The organism is Amycolatopsis sp., from assembly GCF_025464955.1.
Lineage (GTDB): Bacteria > Actinomycetota > Actinomycetes > Mycobacteriales > Pseudonocardiaceae > Amycolatopsis.
This window is the reverse complement of the sequence record NZ_JAODNM010000088.1, coordinates 16,964-34,914: the sequence shown is the minus strand read 5'-3', so window position 1 is coordinate 34,914 and position 17,951 is coordinate 16,964. Positions and strand designations below refer to the sequence as shown.

Below are 17,951 nucleotides of genomic sequence, written 5' to 3'. Positions count from 1 at the left end.
GCTCCTGAACACCTTCGACCCCGACGGACCCGAGCCGAAGGATCCGCCGGAGCGACCGAAGCGGGAGCTGGCGTTCCAGGAACACCGCGACGGCACCGCCAGCTTCAAAGGCAAGCTGGACAACCTGGCCTACGCCCAACTGCGGGCAGCGTTGGATCCGCTCGCGAAGCCGCAGTCGACGAAAGAGGAAGTCCGCGACGCCCGCAGTCAGTGGGAACGCCAAGCCGACGCCCTCGTCGACCTGGTCCGCCTCGCGATGACCGTCGACAAGATGCCCACCCATGGTGGTGATCGTGTCCATGTGGCGGTCACCGTGGACTTCGAGACGCTGAAGTCCGGGATCGGGACCGCGATGCTCGACTACGGCGGCGTGATCACCGCTGCCGAAGCTCGGATGCTCGCCTGTGACTGCACGCTCATTCCCGCTGTTCTCGGCATGGATAGTGAGCCGATGGACTTGGGCCGGTCCAAGCGCATCATCACCACCGGACAACGCTGCCGACTCGTCATGCGAGACCGCGGATGCGCCTTCCCCGGTTGCAATAAACACGCTAAACACACCGAGGGTCACCACATTGTTTTTTGGGCGGATGGTGGCCAAACGAATTTTGAAAATCTCACCCTACTGTGCTGGCGTCACCATAGATTGGTGCATTGTGGTGGCTGGGAAGTGCGAATGGGCGGTGACGGGAGACCGGACTTCATCCCGCCCGCTTATCTCGATCCGCTTCGGAGACCCAGGCGCAACACCATGCACCTGTAACAGAATACCGACTCCACCAGGGCTCGTGAGTGCCGCGACCGGATCACCCGGCCGCGACACTGACGAGCCCTGACTGCATTCTTCGGCACAACAGCAACTCGCCGTCGAGTTGCGAAAGCCCACAGCACTACTGAATCAGGGGACCCCTGGTACGAATCGTTCGTACCAGGGGTCCCCCGATACGAACGGGACCGGGCTCAGGAGCCTCGGCGGCCACCGCGTCACGGACGCGGCGCAAGGATCCGTACCGCGCACCCCTCGCCGCCCCGGTCCTTGCTTCAGTAAACGGAAGACCACCTTGAGTGCGTTGGACCTAGATCCACCGATCGTGGAGGTTGCACCCGGCCGGGATGCCGACGACCAGCGAAATTCCCCCTCCACCACGCCCGTAAATTCCAGGCACGGACGTTCAGGGCCAGAGCGGCGGACGCCTCGGCGTGGGGGTGCCGGGGTAGCCGTAGCCGAGCCGCAACACGCACTGCGGGTGCCGCCCGACCAGCGTGTGGAGCTCCGCACGGCTGGACTCGACCTCGATCGCCTGGGACAGGAACGACGCGCTCAAGCCAAGGTTGGTGGCGGTGAGCAGCACCCGTTGCAGGGCCAGGCCCGCGCGTAGCTGCGAAAGGGGGCCGTCCGCGGGCGTGGTCAGCACGACGACCATCGGGTCCTGCTCGTAGGGCCGCGCGGGCTGGGAATCCGGGCCGTGGTGCCGGACCGGCAGCAACCCGCCGGCCGAGCGCGGGCCTCCGGCGGACGCGGGCACGCCGTCACCGTCACCGTGTCCGCGCGTCCACTCCGCCAGTTCCCGTCGGAACGCGCGGTCCTCGGTCTGCGCTGTGTCCGCGCGCCGGATCAGCGACGCCACCGCACCGAGCGTGCCCGCCTCGTCCACCAGCACGACCTCCGCGCCCTCTGCCCGCGCGGCCGTCGTGATGGCCTGGCGGGCACGATGCGGCACCGGCTGGTCGACGAACGGCCGCCGGTTGCTGAACCGGCGTGGAACAGCCGCCGCCAGCCGGATCTCTCCGGACGACGGCCTCTTCACGGCGCCGAGCGTCACCCGCGCGAGCAGATCGGGCCGGGTTCGGTCCGGCATCAGGTCGATCGCGCAAGCGCGCCCGGCCGCGGCCACCGCGAGCCGGAAGTTCAGCAACGCGGCGCCGCAAGCCAGTCTCGCCTCGCGGCCGTCCGGGTCCACCACGGCGAGCACGCGATCCGCGTCCAGAAAGAGGTCGACACCCCCGGCCGTGAGCACGAAACGCCAGGGTTGGGTGTTGTACGGCGAAGGCGCCCGGACGGCCGCTTCCAACCCAGCTGTGCGGACCTCGGCTCCGGTGGTGATCATGGCACTAGCCCCGGACGACCAGCACTGGGCACTTCGCGTGATGCGCCAGCCCCTGGCTGGTGGAACCGAGCAGCAGCCCGCGGAACCCTCCCCGACCACGACTCCCGACGACGACCAGCTGCGCCTTCGCGCTGTAGTCGAGCAGGACCTGCCGCGGGTTGTCGCGGGCCAGGACCCGCTCGACCGCTACGTCCGGATACTTCTCCTGTCGGCCGGCGAGCCGCTCGGCCAGCAACCGACGCTCGTCGTCCGCGCGTGTCTCCCACCAGGTCGAAAGCCGCGACATGCCGTACACCTCGTCGATGGCGGCATCAGTCCAGGCGTGCACGGCGATCAACGGCACCGCGCGGATCGACGCTTCGTCGAACGCGATTTCCAGCGCCGCCTCGCTGAACGGGCTGCTGTCGATGCCGACGACCACGGGACCGTCGGGGACGAACATCGCCGACTCCGTCCGGCCCCGCACGACCGCGACCGGGCAGTGGGCATGGCTGAGCACCGCGGACGCCGTCGAGCCGAGCAGCGCCGACGTCACCGCGGACCGGCCGGACGCCCCGACGACGATCATCCGCACCGAACTCGACAACTCGATCAGGTACCGCGCGGCCGAATCCATCTGCAGCACGGTGTCGAGGTCGAGCGCCGGGTCGATGGAGTGCGCGACCTCCTCCGCGGCCTCGAGGATCCGAAGGCCGTCCTCACGGAACGCGTCAAGCAGTTCCGGGTAGCCCGACAAGCCGCCGCCGTAGACGAACTGCTCGCCGTGGGTGAGGTGGACGATCACCAGCTCGAGCTTGCGCTCGGAAGCCACCTGCGCCGCCCATTTCACGGCCAAGGTGCCGATTTCCGCACCGTCGACGCCGACAGCGATCCTGCGGTTCGCGGTGCTCATGTCGTCTGCTCCTCCTGCCGAAGGATCATGACCGGGCAGGACGAGTGATGGACGAGCGCCTGGCTGGTGGAGCCGAGCAGCAGCCCGGCGAACCCACCACGGCCCCGGCTGCCGACGACCACCAGCTGGGCGTCCGCGGACCGCCTGAGCAGCTCCTGGGCCGGCCGGTCCCTGACCAGCGCCCGCTGGACCTCGACATCGGGATACTTGTCCTGCCAGCCGACCAGGCTCTCCGCGAGCACGCGTTCCTGCTGCTGATCCACGGCGCCCCAGTCGACGTAGGAGTACTGCGGCAGCGGGACTTCGATGTAGTCGGCGTCGGTCCACGCGTGGACCACCACCAACGACACCTTGCGCCACGAAGCCTCGTCGAAGGCAGCGCCCACGGCGAGCTCGGAGTTCGCGCTGCCGTCGACACCGACCACCACGGGCCCGGTGCCGGACAGGTCACCACGAACCACGACGACGGCGCACTGTGCATGCGCGGCAACCGAAACCGCGGTCGAGCCGGTCAGCATGCCCACGAAACCGCCGCGTCCAGAAGCACCCAGCACGATCATCCGTGCCGACTCGGAAAGCTCGACGAACCGCGGGATCGCAAGTCTCCTGGGCATTTCCGTGGTCACCACAAGGTCCGAGCCGACCGCGTCGCGCGCTTCCGCCAGCACCCGCCGGCCACCGGCGTCCATCTCGTCGAAAATGCTTTGCGGCACCGGGAGTCCTGCGCCGTAGCACCCGATGATCGGATCGAGCGCGTGTACGAGATGCAGCACGCACTGGCGTTCCGCGGCCTCCGCCGCCGCCCATCGCACGGCCATCAGCGACTCGGCCGAGCCGTCCACTCCCACCACGATCGCGCCTTCTACCTGGTTCACGCGAACCACTCCTCTTCGCCGGTCGCCCAAGATCCACAGTGGACTTGACTACCGCCGACGCTACGGCCGGGAGTGCTCACGGACAGGGGGACAACGACCTCGGTCCCGAGGACTTCCGGCCCCTCAAGAGAGCGCCCTCAAGACAGCGCCACTCAAGACAGCGCTCCTCAAGGCAGTGGCGCGGTCCAGGCGAGCCGGGTCCCGCCGGCATCGGGCCGGGTCAGGGTGCAGGACCCGCCTGCCTCGGCAGCACGCTGGTCGAGGTTGCGCAGCCCGCTGCGGGCGACGATCTCCGGGAATCCGACTCCGTTGTCGGTGACGTCGATGACGAGGTTGTCGTCCAGTGACACCGTGACCGATAACTCCGACGCCTTCGCGTGGCGCACGGCGTTGCTGACCGCCTCCCGGACCACGGCCTCGGCGTGTTCACCCAACCCGGCGGGCACCACATCCAACGGCCCCGACATCCGGACCGTGGTGCGGATCGCACTGTCGCCAGTCAGTTCGGTGATCGCGTTCTGCAGCCTGGTGCGCAGGCCGAGCACCCCCGCGGCATCGGCCTGGAGATCGAAGATCGTCGTCCGGATCTCCTGGATGACCTCGTGCAGCTGGTCGATGTGCTCGGCCAGCCGGGCGGTGACGATCGGTGACTTCGCGTGCCGGTGCGTGCCCTGCATCGCCAGCCCGACCGCGAACAGCCGCTGGATGACGTCGTCGTGCAGATCCCGCGCGATCCGATCGCGATCGGCCAGCACGTCCAGCTCACGCTCGGTCGCGTGCCGTTCGGCCTGCCGCAACGCCATCGCTGCCTGATCCGCGAAGGACGACACGATCTGCAACTGACGATCGTCGAACGCCGCCGAACCGGGTACGCGCAACGCGACGAGCACCCCGGACGTCGTCTCCCCCGAGCGCAGCTGCACCGCCAGCGCCGGGCCCAGCTCCACCCCCAGCCCGCCGGCCAGGTCGTACGCCAGGCTCGGCACACTCCGCGGGACGTGGTCACGGAACACCGCACCCATGGTCGATTCACCGATCGGGACCCGCTGGCCGATCATCGCGTCTCCCTCGGGTCCCGCGCACATCACGACCTGGAGCGTGGTGTTCGTCGACGGCGACGCGTCCGGGTCCATCGGCAGCGCGATGAGGGCGTAGTCGGCGTCGGTCAGTTCTACCGCGCGGCTCGCGATCAGCCGGAGCGCTTCGGTGGTGTCGGTGCCGGCCAGCAGTTCGGCGGTGATCTCCCCGGTGGCTTCGAGCCAGCGCTGACGGCTGCGGGCTTCTTCGTAGAGACGGGCGTTGTCCACGGCGATTCCCGCTGCCCCGGCCAAGGCGGCCAGTGCGGTCTCGTCGTCGGAGGTGAAGTGCTCGCCGTTGTGCTTCTCGGTCAGGTACAGCCGCCCGAAAACCGCCCCACGGGCCTGGATGGGCACCCCGAGAAAGCTCCGCATAGGTGGATGGTTGGCGGGAAACCCTTGCGAGGCAGGATGATGGGCGATGTCGCCGAGGCAGAGAGGTTTGCCTTCTTCGATCACCACGCCGAGCACGCCGTGCCCGGTGGGCAGCGCGCCGATCAGTTCCCTGGTGGCGTCGTCGATGCCGATGTGAACGAATTGCGTCATCATGCCATCGGGGCCGAGCACACCCAGCGCGCCGTACTGGGCGCCGACCAGCTCGATGGCCGCGGCCACGATCTGGCGCAGCGTGGTGTCCAGCTCAAGCCCGGACGAAACGGCGAGTACCGCGTCCAGCAACGCGTTCATCCGGCTGCGCATACCGACGATCTCACCGGCGGATTCCAGTAACCGCAGGCGGGTCGAGGAGTCGGTATGGCGCGGGGGTCCGCGGTCGGCAGTTGTCATCCAGCCACTGTCGCACAGATCGAGCCGTCGAGACGAGTTACTGGGCACCGTCGCGGAGCTCCGTGACCAGCACGGCCGCCTGGGTACGTCGTTCCATTCCCAGCTTCGCCAGCAACCGTGAAACGTAGTTCTTCACCGTCTTTTCCGCCAGGAACATCCGTTCGGCGATCTGCCGGTTGGTCAGCCCTTCACCGATGAGGTCGAGCAGCGTGCGTTCCTGATCGGTCAGGCCCGCGAGCGGACCCGGCTTGGCGACGGTCGTGCGGAGCCTGGCCATCAGCGCGGCGACAGCCCGGTTGTCCAGCAAGGAGCGCCCGGTGCCGACCTGGCGGACCGCCTCGACCAGCTGCATTCCCTTGATGTCTTTGATGACATAGCCATCCGCGCCGGCGAGGATCGCGTTCAGCATCGCCTGCTCGTCGGTGAACGAGGTCAGCATCAGGCAGTTCAACCCGGGCAGCATCGACCGCAATTCACGGCACAGTTCGACTCCGTTGCCATCGGGCAGCCGGACGTCGAGCACCACGACGTCCGGGCGCAGAGCGGGGATCCGCGCGAGTGCTTGCGACACCGACGCGGCCTGCCCGATCACCGTCAGGTCGTCCTCTTCGTCGAGCAGGTCGGCGACCCCGCGGCGGACGACCTCGTGATCGTCCACCAGAAACACCTTGATGACCTGCGGTTTTTCGCTCACATCGTCACCCTACGTCCATCGGTGCCGTGAACAGGGGCCGAAAGTCACCAATCCGAAGGACCTAGCTCCCCGCCTCGCCGCCGTTGGTCATCGGATCACCCGAGACGGTGCTCCGGCAGGCCTGCGCGACCTACCGTTCGGTCACCGAGTCCGAAGAGGAAGGCAGCGACAGTGCAGCACGCCACGGTAATCGAAACCACGGCCACACCGGTGTACGCCGACCACGACCGGGAGCTGGACCTGCGGTGGTGGGCCGCGGCGAACTACCTGACCGTCGCCCAGCTCTACCTGAAGGCCAATCCCCTGCTCCGCCAACCACTTTCGGCCGACGACATCAAACCGCGCCTGCTCGGGCACTGGGGTACGAGCCCGGGCCTGTCGATGATCTACACCCTGCTCAACCGGCTCATCCGCGACACAGGCACGGACTGCGTCTACATCGCCGGCCCTGGCCACGGCGGCCCCGCGCTCCTCGCGAACGCCTACCTCGAAGGCACCTACAGCGAGATCTATCCAGACGTCTCCACCGACGTCTCCGGCCTCACCACACTCATGCGGCAGTTCTCGACGCCGGGCGGTGTGCCGAGCCACGTCAGTGTGCAGACACCCGGGAGCATCCATGAGGGCGGCGAGCTCGGGTACGCCCTCGCCCACGCCGCCGGCGCGGCGTTCGACAGCCCCGACCTGATGGTGGCCTGCGTGGTCGGCGACGGCGAGGCGGAGACCGGCCCGCTGGCCGCGTCGTGGAAGATCCCCGCGTTCCTCAACGCCCGCCGCGACGGCTCGGTCCTGCCGATCCTGCACCTCAACGGCTACAAGATCGCCGGCCCGACCGTGCTCGGCCGCGCGGAGGACGCCGACGTGCTGGGCCTGCTCGCCGCGCAGGGCTGGGACCCGGTCATCGTGTCCGGCGACGACCCGGCGACCGTGTTCACCGAGCTACACCACGCGTTGACCCTCGCGCATACCCACATCCGCGGCATCCAGAACCGGGCGCGCTCGGCCGCCGCCGAACCGTTCCAGCCGGTGCGCTGGCCGGCGATCATCCTGCGCACCCCGAAGGGCTGGACCGGCCCCGACGTCGTCGACGGTGTCCAGATCGAGGGGACCTTCCGCGCCCACCAGGTCCCGCTGGCGCAGGTCCGCGAGAACCCCGAGCACCTCCGGCGCCTCGAATCATGGCTGCGCTCGTATGGCCCGGAGACCCTGTTCGACGCTGACGGCGCGCTGGTCCCCGAGCTCAAGGCACTCTCGCCGGTCGGCGACAAGCGGATGTCCGCGACCCCGTACGCCAACGGCGGCCGGTTGCTGAAACCCCTCGCCATCCCCGCGCTGGAGCGCTACGCCGTCGCCGTCCGCGCACCCGGCGTCGAGGAGCACGAGAACACCCGCCCGTTCGGTGAGCTGCTGCGCGACATCTACACCGCCACCACGCGGCAATCCGACGGCGGCGGCGACTTCCGGCTCTTCTGCCCGGACGAAACGGCCAGCAACCGGCTCGCGGCCGTGTTCGAGGCTACCGACCGGTGCCTCCAGGTGCCGGTCCTGACCACCGACGACCACCTGTCGCCCGAAGGCCGCGTGATGGAGGTGCTCTCGGAACATCTCTGCCAGGGCTGGTTGGAGGGCTACTTGCTCAGTGGGCGGCACGGCCTGTTCGCCACCTACGAGGCGTTCGCGATGGTGTCCGCGTCGATGCTGATCCAGCACACCAAATGGCTCCAGCACGCCGCGGACCTGCCATGGCGCGCGCCGGTCGCGTCGCTCAACGTGCTGCTGACGTCCACGTGCTGGCGCAACGACAACAACGGCTTCTCCCACCAAGGCCCCGGACTGATCGACACCGCGATCCCGCTCGCGCCGGCCGTGGTGCGGATCTGGTTCCCACCCGACGCCAACACCACGCTGTCGATCGCGGGCCACTGCCTGCGCAGCCGCGACCACGTCAACCTCATCGTCGTCGACAAGCAGCAACACCTGCAGTACCTCGGAATGGCGGAAGCGAACGCGCACTGCGCGGCCGGCGCGTCGGTCTGGGACTGGGCCGGCACCGAGACGATCGACGAACCTGACATCGTGCTGGCCGCCGCGGGCGACGTGCCCACGCTCGAAGTCCTCGGCGCGGCGCAACTACTCCGCGAATACGTACCCTACCTGCGGGTTCGCGTGGTCAATGTGGTCGACCTGATGGGTCTGCTACCGCGGGACGACCACCCGCACGGCTTCAGCGAGCAGAAGTTCGAGAACCTGTTCACCACCGACACCGACGTCGTGTTCGCGTTCCACGGATACCCGCGAGCCGTGCACCAACTGCTCCACGGCCGCACCAACCCGAGCCGGTTCCACGTCCGCGGCTTCAACGAGCAAGGCACCACGACCACACCGTTCGACATGGTCGTGCTGAACCGGATGAGCCGCTACCACCTGGTCCTCGAAGCGCTGCGCCGCTCGCACCGCGTCCCGGAAAGGGGCACTGAGCTGGCCGAACACTGCCACGCGATGCTGGAGCGCCACCACGGCTACATCCGCGAACACCTCGAGGACATGCCCGAGGTCCGCGACTGGACCTGGACCCCGTGAGCTCGCCGATCGTGCTCACCCTCAACCCGGGCTCGTCAAGCCTGAAAGCCTCGCTGCGGGACCCGGCTGTGTCGCTGACCCTGTCGATCGAACGGCTGGGCACCGACCGGGCCCAGTGCACCACGAACGGTGAGCCGGAACCGTTCTCCGGCAACCTGGTCGACGCCATCGCCCACCTCGCAGCCTTGCTCGCCGGTCGCGGTATCCACCCAGACGCCGTCGCGCACCGGGTCGTGCACGGCGGCGTGGCGTTCGATCGCGCGACCGTCCTGACCGACGCGGTGCGCGAGGCGTTGACCGGGCTGGTCAACTGGGCGCCGCTGCATATGCCCGGCGATCTGGCGAGCATCGACGCCGCCCGCGTCGTGTGGCCCGACGCGGTCCACGTCGCGTGTTTCGACACCGCTTTCCACCGTTCATTACCCGCTGAGGCTCGACGACTTCCCCTGCCTTCGGCGGCAGACGCACTCGGTCTTCGCCGATATGGCTTCCACGGCCTGTCCGTGCAGTCCATTGTGGATTCCGTACCCGAGCTCGGAAACGCCGTCGTCGCACACCTCGGGAGTGGCTGCTCGGTCACAGCCGTCAGCGGTGGCCGTTCAGTGCACACGAGTATGTCGCTCACCCCGACCGGCGGGATCATGTCAGGCACCCGCAGCGGCGATCTCGACCCGGAAATCCCCTTGCTGCTACTGGAACAACCCCATGCCTCACCCGTGTCCGTGCGCACCCTGCTCGACCAGGATTCGGGCCTGGCGGGCATCGCGCACGGACTGCACGACGTCCGCGACTTGCTCGCCGCACGCGACCACGACCCGGACGCCGACCTCGCCCTCCGAGTGTTCACCCGTGACGTCGCCATGGCCATCGCCGCCGCCGCGACAACGCTGCCGTCCTGGGACACGCTGGTGTTCACCGGCGGCATCGGCGAACACGCACCCGCGGTGACCAGCGAAATCCGCGACCGACTCACCGGCGTCGCATGGCACGACCTGCGAGTCCTGACGATCCCCGCCGACGAAGCTTCCGTAATGGACCGTGAAACCCGGCACCTGACAACGCTGACCGCGCACACGCGACGCGACAACGACCAACCCGGTATTCGAAGGATCTCATGAAGGCACGAGGCTTACGACGCCTTCAACCGCGCCGTGGTCGTTTCGTGGATCACGGTCGTGCAAGGAGCGGCGGCATGGTCGTCAGTGCGCTGTCCGGGGTGCAGCGAAAGCGCGCGCCGCCGCGCGCGTCACTCGAGGGATGAGGTCGGGATCGTGCGGCGACGGCCACACGTCGCCGGGCGGCGTGCACCGTACGACGGCCCAAGCACAAGCCAGGCAAACCTCGACCTCGCTGCAAGGGTCTGAGCCGTACCCTCGAATCCGGAAATCAGCGGCGGCTCGCACCAACCCCGCGGCCACCGCCAGGCCGATCGTCTCGTCGGGTGCGATCACCGGCACGGCAACACTGCCGAAGGCCGAAGTGAGCGTGGTGGTCACCGCCCCCACCAGATCGATGACAGCGCCAGACTCGCTGGCGAGGCGGCTCAAGGGGAAGCCAGGCGCGTCGTCCAGGTTCCAGCTGACGATGTCGCCGACGCCAGCGGCCATCAGCATCGGTGACAACAACGGCAGCACCCGCGCGCCCGCGATGACCACGCGAGCGCTCTCGGGCGTGATTCCGGCGCGGCGAAGGACGTTGAGCAGCGCGGCGGTGACCGCGACCCCGGCAGTTTCCTGCTCTGTCACCACCGGCACGCCGTCATCCGCGGCGAACTCCCGCTGAACAGCGCGGGCCCTCGCCGGATCTGTGCACGTCAGAAAGATCGCTCCAGGGCTGCTGTCCAACGCCCGCAGGCCGGCGCTCAGGCTCGGGGCGTCCGAGGCGACGATCGCTGCGGGGATCATCGCGACCCCACCCTGTTCACGCAGCCGCCGCGCCCGGGACGCCAGGATCGACCGCACCTGCTCGGGATCGACCGAGCCGGGGCGGTCACTTCCATCACCGGCGATCACCAGAGACGCCCGGGTACGGGCGACGGGCACGGAGGCGCCGAGCTCGCCGGGCCGCACGGTGTGCATTAGTCGCCTGCTCGGGCGAGGTCCTCGGAGACCCCGCGACGGATCGACGGCACGACCCAGTCGTCCGTGTCGACGCCGTGACGGACGGCCATCTCCAGCAAGTCCTGCAGCCGCGCCCGGTGCAGGTAGGCCTCATGGGGAAGACCCGCCCGCTCGGCCTTCACCACCGCTTGCTGCGCGTGGCCGATACCGCCGCGGAGCTCGTCTCGGAACTGACTCATCGGTCCCACGCCCTTCCCCTGCTCATCACCCGTGTTTGATGACTATATTATCTGCGCACTTAATAAATTATGCAAGTACGCGGCGTGCCCTGAGCGCCACAATCAAGGAGCCGGCTTACGCGCCCGGACCGCCGGGAGCCTGACGTGCCGCTCCGGACAGCACTGCCGGCGTGCGAAGGTCCTCGAGTAGCTCCACCTGCCCGGACAGCACTCCGGTGAGAATCCCCCGGGCTACGGCCAGCAACTCGGCCACGCGCGGACTGGTCAGCGAGTAGATGACCGAGGAGCCCTCTTTACGGGTGGACACAAGGCCGGCCCGGCGGAGCACAGCGAGCTGCTGGGACATGTTGGCCGCTTCGATGCCGACTTCCGTGAGCATCTCCGCCACCGAATGCTCGCGCTCACTGAGCAGCTCCAGCACCCGGATACGCGCGGGATGCCCCAGCGTCTTGAAGAACTCCGCCTTCAGCTGATATAGAGGCGTGCTCACCGGGCGAGTCCAAATTTCAACACTTTCCAATCTTAGCAAGTCTGAAAGTGCCTCGCGACAGCTGAGATGTCGAGGTACGTACGCCAGACCAGAACTGGGCGCGTAACAAGACCTCCTGGCTGAGGACATTGTGCCCTAGCCCGGGCCGTTCTCGGAGATCCTGTTCGGCAGCGTCTCCGCGGATTGCATCCGGCATTCGGACTGCCCGGTCGTCCTCATCACCCCGAACTCGGCAAGCAGATACAGCGCCACGACGACCTGACACGACCGGCGGTCGAGTCGGTGCTCACCAAGCCGGCGCGATGGCGATGACCGGTGCCGACTCGCGCACGTGCTTGGTGGCATGGGTGACCGCCTCGGCCAGCGTGGCGAACACGTGTCCACGCGCCAGAACCGGAGCCAGTGTGCCGACGGCGGCCAGTAGCCGGGCGTGTTCGGAGGTGGCGCCCTTGAACAACACGATGATGCCGCGTGCCGACAGCTCGTCGACGATCTCGCCGAGCGCGCGGGCACCGGTCGCGTCGAGCATGGACATCCCGCTGAGCCGCAATATCACCACCCGCACGTCCGCGGTGGCGGTGACCTGCGCGAGGAATCTCGCCGCCACCGCGAAGAACAACGGGCCGTCGAGGCGGTACACGAGGACATGCTCGGTGAGCAGCACATGCTCGGCGTCGCTGGTGAGCCCGTCCGCGCTCAGGGGCTCCGCCACGGCTTGGGCGGTCTTCGCCATCCTGGCTAGGGCGAGCACCACGGCGACCGCCAGGCCCGCTTCGACAGCTGTGACGAGGTCGAACGCGACCGTGCAGACCGCCGTCACCCCGAAGACGAGCGCGTCACCGCGAGTGGATCGCAGGACGGCCCGCACGGTGTGACGCTCCACCATCCGATACGCGACGACCAGGAGGACCCCGGCCAGCGCGACCAGCGGGATCCGGCCCACCAGACCGGACGCCGCGTAGATGATGGCCGCGAGCAGAAGTGCGTGGGTGAGCGCCGCGACCCTCGTCTTCGCGCCGGACCGGGCGTTGACGGCGGTGCGGGCGATGGCCCCGGTGGCGGGCAGGCCGCCGCACAGCCCGGAGGCGATGTTGGCGAGGCCCTGCCCGAAGAGTTCACGGTCGGGGTCGTGGCGGGGCGCGTCGCTCATGCCGTCGGCAACCCGCGCGGACAGGAGACTCTCCAGCCCGGCAAGAAAAGCCACCACGAGCGCCGACGGGAGCAGCCCGGTCATCCCCCCGAGGCCCGGTAGTGAAGGCGTCGGCAGACCCGCCGGAAGCGCCCCGATGAGCGCGACATGAGCACCACTGACCGCGGCCACCAACGTCACCACGACCACCGCCACCAGGCTCGCCGGCATCGACCGGTGCAGCCTCGGCAGTGCGGCGGTCAGGACGACCGACAACGCGAGCAAGCCCAACGTCGTCCACTGAGGGTGCTGCGCGAACCGGGCGATGGCCACCGCGGCCGCGCCGGCGGCGTTCTCTATGTCAGGCTTGGCGATCCCGAGCGCGCTCGGGATCTGCTGGGCGGCGATGGCGATCGCGATACCGAGTGTGAATCCCTCGACCAGCGGCCACGGGATGTAGGCAAGCAGCCTTCCCAAGCGCAGCAACCCCGCCACGAGCAGCACGATCCCGGCGAGGATCGCGATCGGGTAGACCACCGAGGTCCCGTACTTGGCGACCAGCGGCACGAGCACCACCGTCATCGCGCCGGTCGGGCCGGACACCTGGATGTGCGAACCGCCGCACACGGCCGCGACTGCACCCGCGATCACCGCCGTCACCAGTCCCGGGGCGGCACCCACCCCGGTCGCGACGCTGAACCCGAGTGCCAGTGGCAGCGCGACTATGCCGACGGTCACGCCGGCGGCGAGGTCACGTCCCCAGGAGTGGCGCAGGCCGGCGTAGTCGGATGGTTTGGGGACGAACCTCATCAGTGAGGCGAAAGCAGCTCGTGGCGAGATCTTCGGCCGGGTCACTTCGCTGCTCGCGCGACCGCGTCGTCGGCAGCGTCGAGTTCGGAGAGCAGCGCCTGGTCCTGGCGCAGGTTCTTGGTCAGCATCCGCCGGGCGACCGCGAGCAGTTCGGCGGTCTGCGGATCACGCAGCGAGCAGATCACCGAGTTTTTGATCCGCTGACTGTCCACGATCCCGGCCCGCCGCAGCACGCTGACCTGCTGCGAAAGGTGCGACAGTTCCATACCGGTCTCCGCGGCCAGCTCACCGACCGTGCGCTCTCGCTCGGCCAGCAGCTCCAGCACCCGCACGCGGGCCGGGTGGGCAAGCGCCTTGAACAGGTCAGCCTTGGCTTCGGTGACGGGTCGCCCCGCGGTGAACGGCATGATTTCATGGTGCGTCTATTTGATAAATCCATCAAGTCATTATGCTGTGCACTATCTCACGACTGGACTGACTGAGCTGTACTGAACTGCGCCGCCCGGCGGCGGAAGTGCCGGTGCTCGGGCCGCGGCCGCGGTACGGCGACATGATAGGCAGCTACGCGGTAGAAGAGCTTCTTGCCCGCCTCGATCAAGACGAGGTAGCCGGCGACCATGGCAGCGAGGGCGGCGAAGAACCCCAGGGGCAGCGGGCTGAAGCCCAACGTCCCTGCAAGCGGCGTCGCCGGGAGCAGCGCGCCGACCGTGACTACGGCGAGTGCGGCAAGGGTCAGCGGCAGGCTGGGATGACTGCGGAAGAACGGGATCCGGCGGGTCCGGATGGCGAAGATGACCAGCGTCTGGGTCGCCAGCGATTCGACGAACCACCCCGAACGGAACTGCGCGGGACCGGAGTGGAACGCCCACAGCATCACGGCGAAGGTGGCGAAGTCGAACACCGAGCTCAGCGGTCCGAAGTAGAGCATGAAGCGGCGGATGAAGGCGATGTCCCAGTGCGATGGGCGCCGGAGTTGCTCCTCGTCGACGTTGTCGGTGGGAATGGTGAGCTGGCTGGTGTCGTAGAGCAGGTTGTTCAGCAGGATCTGGGACGGCAACATCGGCAGGAAGGTGAGGAACAGCGAAGCGCCGGCGGCGCTGAACATGTTGCCGAAGTTGCTGGAGGTGCCCATCAGGACGTACTTGATGGTGTTGGCGAAGATCCGGCGGCCTTCCACGACACCGTCGGCGAGCACGTCGAGATTCTTCTCCAGCAGGATGACGTCCGCGGCGTCTTTCGCGACGTCGGTGGCGGAGTCGACGGAAATGCCCACGTCCGCGGCATGCAGGGCGAGCGCGTCGTTGACGCCGTCGCCGAGGAACGCGACGTCGCCGCCGGTATGACGCTGGATGCGGACGATGCGGGCTTTGTCCTCGGGGCTGACCCGGGCGAACACCGTGGTCGCCGGGATCGCCGCGGCGAGCGCGGTGTCGTCGAGCGCGTCGAGGTCGACGCCAGTCAGCAGGCCGCTGACCGGCAGGCCGAGGTCGGCGCAGACCCTGGCGGCGACAGCGGCGTTGTCGCCCGTGACGATCTTGACCGTGATGCCGAGTCCCGCGAGTCTGGCCAAGGCTTGAGCCGCGTCGGGCTTGGGCGGGTCGAGGAAAGCCAGGAAACCGAGCAGCCGCAGATCCCGCTCGTCTCCGGCGGTGACCTCGGTGAGGCCCGGAGCGAGACGGCTGGCGACGGCGATGACTCGGTTGCCGGCGGCGAACTCGGCAGCCAAAGCCGCTGTCGCGGTCGCTGGGACATCGAGGCAGCGCTTGAGCACCGATTCCGGCGCGCCTTTGGTGACCAGCGTGCGCTCGCCGTCGGGACCGCTGATCAGCGCGGACACCATGCACCGGTCGTGGTCGAACGGCAGGATGGACAGTCGCCGGCAGATGGCCGACGCTGTGCGGTAGGGCGCCGCGGCCGTCGATCCCCAGAGCGCCAGATCGAGCGCGTTCCCACCGACCGCCTGACCGTCCTGGACAGCGGCTTCGATGCACAGCAGTCCCCACTTCAGCGCGTCGTCCGGGATGTCCGGATCGACGGGGACCGTGCGCATGAAGCTGATGTGGCCTTGGGTCAGGGTGCCGGTCTTGTCGGTGAACAAGGTGTCGACGTCGCCGAGATCCTCGATACACACCAGCCGTTTCACCAGGACGTTGCGCTTGGCCATGCGCCTGGAGCCCGCGGCGAGGCTGACCGAGACGACCGCGGGCAGCAGTTGCGGGGTGATGCCCACGGCGATCGCGAGGGAGAACAGCAGCGCGTCGAGGATCGGCTTGTGCAGGACCACGTTGATCACGAAGATCGACACTGTCAGGACGCCCGCGACGTAGACCAGCAGGAGCGAGAAGCGGCGCAGCCCGCCCTGGAAACCCGTTTCGGTCTGCTGGGTGCCCAGACCGGTCGCGATCCGCCCGAACTCCGTCCGTGCCCCGGTCGCCACCACCATGCCGCGGCCCGAACCCGCGTGCACGACCGTGCCCATCAACGCGCAGCCGGTGAGCTCCGCCAGCGGTGTGCCTGCGGCAACGACCGAGGTGGCCTTCTCCACCAGCCCCGACTCGCCGGTCAGCACCGATTCGTCGCATTCGAGCGCAGTCGACCCCATGAGCCTGATGTCGGCCGGGACGAGGTCGCCCAGCTGCAGGTCGACGACGTCGCCCGGGACCAGCTCGGCGACGTCGACGGTGACCAGGCGACCGCCACGCAGCACCAAAGCCCGGTGATGGATCCGGGAGTGCAGTGCCTCGGCGGCCTTTTCGGCTCGGTACTCGTTGACGAAGCCCAGCCCGACCGACAGCGCCACGATGATGCCGATGATGATCGCGTCGCTGCGTTCTCCGACGAAGTAGGACGCCAGCGCAGCGGCGAGCAAGAGGCCGAGCAGGGCCGAACGCAGCTGGTGCCACAGCACGAGCAGGAACCGGGTGCGGTGGGAGGTCACCGCGTTGGGCCCGTACCGAAGGAGCCTGTTCGCCGCCTCAGCGGCAGGCAGGCCGTCCTCGCTTGTGCCAAGCCGGCCCAACGCCCGGTCGACGGGCAGTGACGCGGCCGCGGCCAGGTCCATCGTGGATTCGGGAACCCGCGGTCGAGCCGGGGAGTCAAGCATCGCGTTCCTCTCGGAGACCGGTCACCCACCCAGCCTCATCCGGGACGTCTCCGCTGATTAGGGCCGGTCGGCCCCTGCCATGGTGACCAAGGGCCCTCACCCGGCCGACCGGGTTCCGTGATCGTCAGTGGAAAGTGCTGCTGTGAAGCCGGAATCCGTGATGGGAGCCGAAACCTTGAATCCCACCATCGAGACCACAGTCCTCGACGCGTTCGCGCCGCACTACGACTTCGCGCTGTGCGAACAAATCTCGTCGACGCGCCGGCAGAGGCCACTTACACCGCGGTCGGCGAGCTGAGGCCGGCTGATCTGCGCTCCCCCGCCGGTGTCGACCGGAGCGCGTTCGCCTCGGCGTTGGCGCCGACAGTGCGCAGGGACGCTCGAAGAACGACGCCGACGAACGGCTTGATCAGCCGCCAGTACCGGGCGAAACGCCGGCGTGAGGTGGCGTCAGTAGTCAGCGTCCGACACTCGTAGCTGAGCAGCGCGGCATGCTCGCCATAGGGCTGCACCGAGAAGTTGGCGGCGATCTTGCCCCAGCCGGGCTCGGTGAACCCGGTGAAGTCGACTGCGGATACGTCACGCCACACAATGTCAGGCTGCCAGAACTTACCCACCGCCCCGAAAACTATCTCACGATCGGGCTGTTCCCCGAGCAGTCCCCAGCCTGGCAGCCCGACACCGTTGCCGACGACCAGCTCGGCCGGGGCAGCGACCGGTGACCGGCCGAGACGCGTTGGGAGACCTCGGATCCACATCGCCGAGGTCAGCAACGGAGTGCGCACTGTCAGGAGGTCGAGGTCGTGGGCGGCTCGGAACGTGGTCGCTGGTTTCGCCGCGACCACCAGGTGCTCGACGATGGTCACGTCGGAGTCCGGCATCAGGGAGTCGAGCAGCAATGGCACCGGTCCGGTCGACACGTCGTGCTCGATTTCGGAAGTTGTCATGCGTTTCATCGTGGTCGCCGAGCCTCGCTTCGGCCGAGGGTCACAGGTCCCTTCTCCGGCGCCGAACGAACTTTCGACGGCTCAAGCAACCGGTAGCGAAGTTCCTTCCACTCACTGGCGATGTGTTCCCATTCCCGCTCCCAGCCTGTGCGGCGACGCTGG

15 protein-coding genes and 1 pseudogene are annotated in these 17,951 nt (G+C 68.3%); 4 read left to right on the top strand and 12 right to left on the bottom strand.

Annotated elements, in window-relative coordinates; translation table 11 throughout:
• Positions 1-763: HNH endonuclease signature motif containing protein (locus JWQ81_RS19270; protein ID WP_297543430.1), on the top strand; the 763-nt coding region annotated here is incomplete at its 5' end.
• A 409-nt stretch (positions 764-1,172) separates the two neighbouring features.
• Here the strand turns inward: JWQ81_RS19270 and JWQ81_RS19265 are convergent.
• The 5 genes from JWQ81_RS19265 to JWQ81_RS19245 all read right to left on the bottom strand — a co-directional run bounded on the left by JWQ81_RS19265 (position 1,173) and on the right by JWQ81_RS19245 (position 6,431).
• Entirely contained in the window at positions 1,173-2,108 is a 936-nt protein-coding gene (locus tag JWQ81_RS19265) for a nitroreductase family protein (protein WP_297543428.1), read from the bottom strand.
• A gap of 4 nt (positions 2,109-2,112) precedes the next feature.
• Positions 2,113-3,000 (bottom strand): universal stress protein, encoded by an 888-nt coding sequence (locus JWQ81_RS19260; protein ID WP_297543426.1) that lies wholly within the window; start codon positions 2,998-3,000, stop codon positions 2,113-2,115.
• Positions 2,997-3,875, bottom strand: a complete 879-nt coding sequence (locus tag JWQ81_RS19255) for a universal stress protein (protein WP_297543424.1) — start codon at positions 3,873-3,875, stop codon at positions 2,997-2,999. The genes JWQ81_RS19260 and JWQ81_RS19255 overlap by 4 nt, the downstream gene beginning before the upstream one ends.
• A 167-nt stretch (positions 3,876-4,042) precedes the next feature.
• On the bottom strand, positions 4,043-5,737 hold the full coding sequence (locus JWQ81_RS19250; protein WP_297543422.1) for a GAF domain-containing sensor histidine kinase: 1,695 nt from the start codon (positions 5,735-5,737) through the stop codon (positions 4,043-4,045).
• A gap of 37 nt (positions 5,738-5,774) precedes the next feature.
• A complete protein-coding gene (locus tag JWQ81_RS19245) occupies positions 5,775-6,431 on the bottom strand; it encodes a response regulator transcription factor (protein ID WP_297543420.1) in 657 nt (218 codons plus the stop codon).
• Between the two features lie 171 nt (positions 6,432-6,602).
• Between JWQ81_RS19245 and JWQ81_RS19240 the strand changes: the two genes are divergently transcribed.
• Complete coding sequence (locus JWQ81_RS19240) at positions 6,603-9,011, top strand: phosphoketolase (protein ID WP_297543418.1); 2,409 nt, start codon at positions 6,603-6,605, stop codon at positions 9,009-9,011.
• Positions 9,008-10,129, top strand: a complete 1,122-nt coding sequence (locus JWQ81_RS19235) for a hypothetical protein (RefSeq protein ID WP_297543416.1) — start codon at positions 9,008-9,010, stop codon at positions 10,127-10,129. Before JWQ81_RS19240 ends, JWQ81_RS19235 begins: the two co-directional genes overlap by 4 nt.
• Positions 10,130-10,210: 81 nt before the next feature.
• Here the strand turns inward: JWQ81_RS19235 and JWQ81_RS19230 are convergent, their stop codons facing one another.
• The 3 genes from JWQ81_RS19230 to JWQ81_RS19220 all read right to left on the bottom strand — a co-directional run bounded on the left by JWQ81_RS19230 (position 10,211) and on the right by JWQ81_RS19220 (position 11,800).
• Complete coding sequence (locus JWQ81_RS19230; protein ID WP_297543414.1) at positions 10,211-11,089, bottom strand: hypothetical protein; 879 nt, start codon at positions 11,087-11,089, stop codon at positions 10,211-10,213.
• Entirely contained in the window at positions 11,089-11,310 is a 222-nt protein-coding gene (locus JWQ81_RS19225; RefSeq protein WP_297543412.1) for a hypothetical protein, read from the bottom strand. The genes JWQ81_RS19230 and JWQ81_RS19225 overlap by 1 nt, the downstream gene beginning before the upstream one ends.
• 115 nt (positions 11,311-11,425) lie before the next feature.
• The gene (locus JWQ81_RS19220) at positions 11,426-11,800 is read right to left on the bottom strand and encodes a metalloregulator ArsR/SmtB family transcription factor (RefSeq protein ID WP_297543410.1); all 375 of its coding nucleotides are present in this window, start codon (positions 11,798-11,800) and stop codon (positions 11,426-11,428) included.
• A gap of 154 nt (positions 11,801-11,954) precedes the next feature.
• On the opposite strand from JWQ81_RS19220, the pseudogene JWQ81_RS45020 reads away from it, so the two are divergent.
• Positions 11,955-12,062 (top strand): annotated as a pseudogene (locus tag JWQ81_RS45020) (universal stress protein); the annotation flags it as partial.
• Positions 12,063-12,086: 24 nt separating this feature from the next.
• On the opposite strand, the gene JWQ81_RS19215 reads toward JWQ81_RS45020, so the two are convergent.
• The 4 genes from JWQ81_RS19215 to JWQ81_RS19200 all read right to left on the bottom strand — a co-directional run bounded on the left by JWQ81_RS19215 (position 12,087) and on the right by JWQ81_RS19200 (position 17,789).
• Positions 12,087-13,739, bottom strand: a complete 1,653-nt coding sequence (locus JWQ81_RS19215; RefSeq protein ID WP_297543408.1) for a SulP family inorganic anion transporter — start codon at positions 13,737-13,739, stop codon at positions 12,087-12,089.
• Between the two features lie 41 nt (positions 13,740-13,780).
• Complete coding sequence (locus JWQ81_RS19210; RefSeq protein ID WP_297543406.1) at positions 13,781-14,146, bottom strand: metalloregulator ArsR/SmtB family transcription factor; 366 nt, start codon at positions 14,144-14,146, stop codon at positions 13,781-13,783.
• Between the two features lie 56 nt (positions 14,147-14,202).
• Positions 14,203-16,842 (bottom strand): magnesium-translocating P-type ATPase, encoded by a 2,640-nt coding sequence (mgtA, locus tag JWQ81_RS19205; RefSeq protein WP_297543404.1) that lies wholly within the window; start codon positions 16,840-16,842, stop codon positions 14,203-14,205.
• 275 nt (positions 16,843-17,117) lie between these two features.
• The gene (locus tag JWQ81_RS19200) at positions 17,118-17,789 is read right to left on the bottom strand and encodes a hypothetical protein (RefSeq protein ID WP_297543403.1); all 672 of its coding nucleotides are present in this window, start codon (positions 17,787-17,789) and stop codon (positions 17,118-17,120) included.
• Between the last annotated feature and the right edge of the window lie 162 nt (positions 17,790-17,951).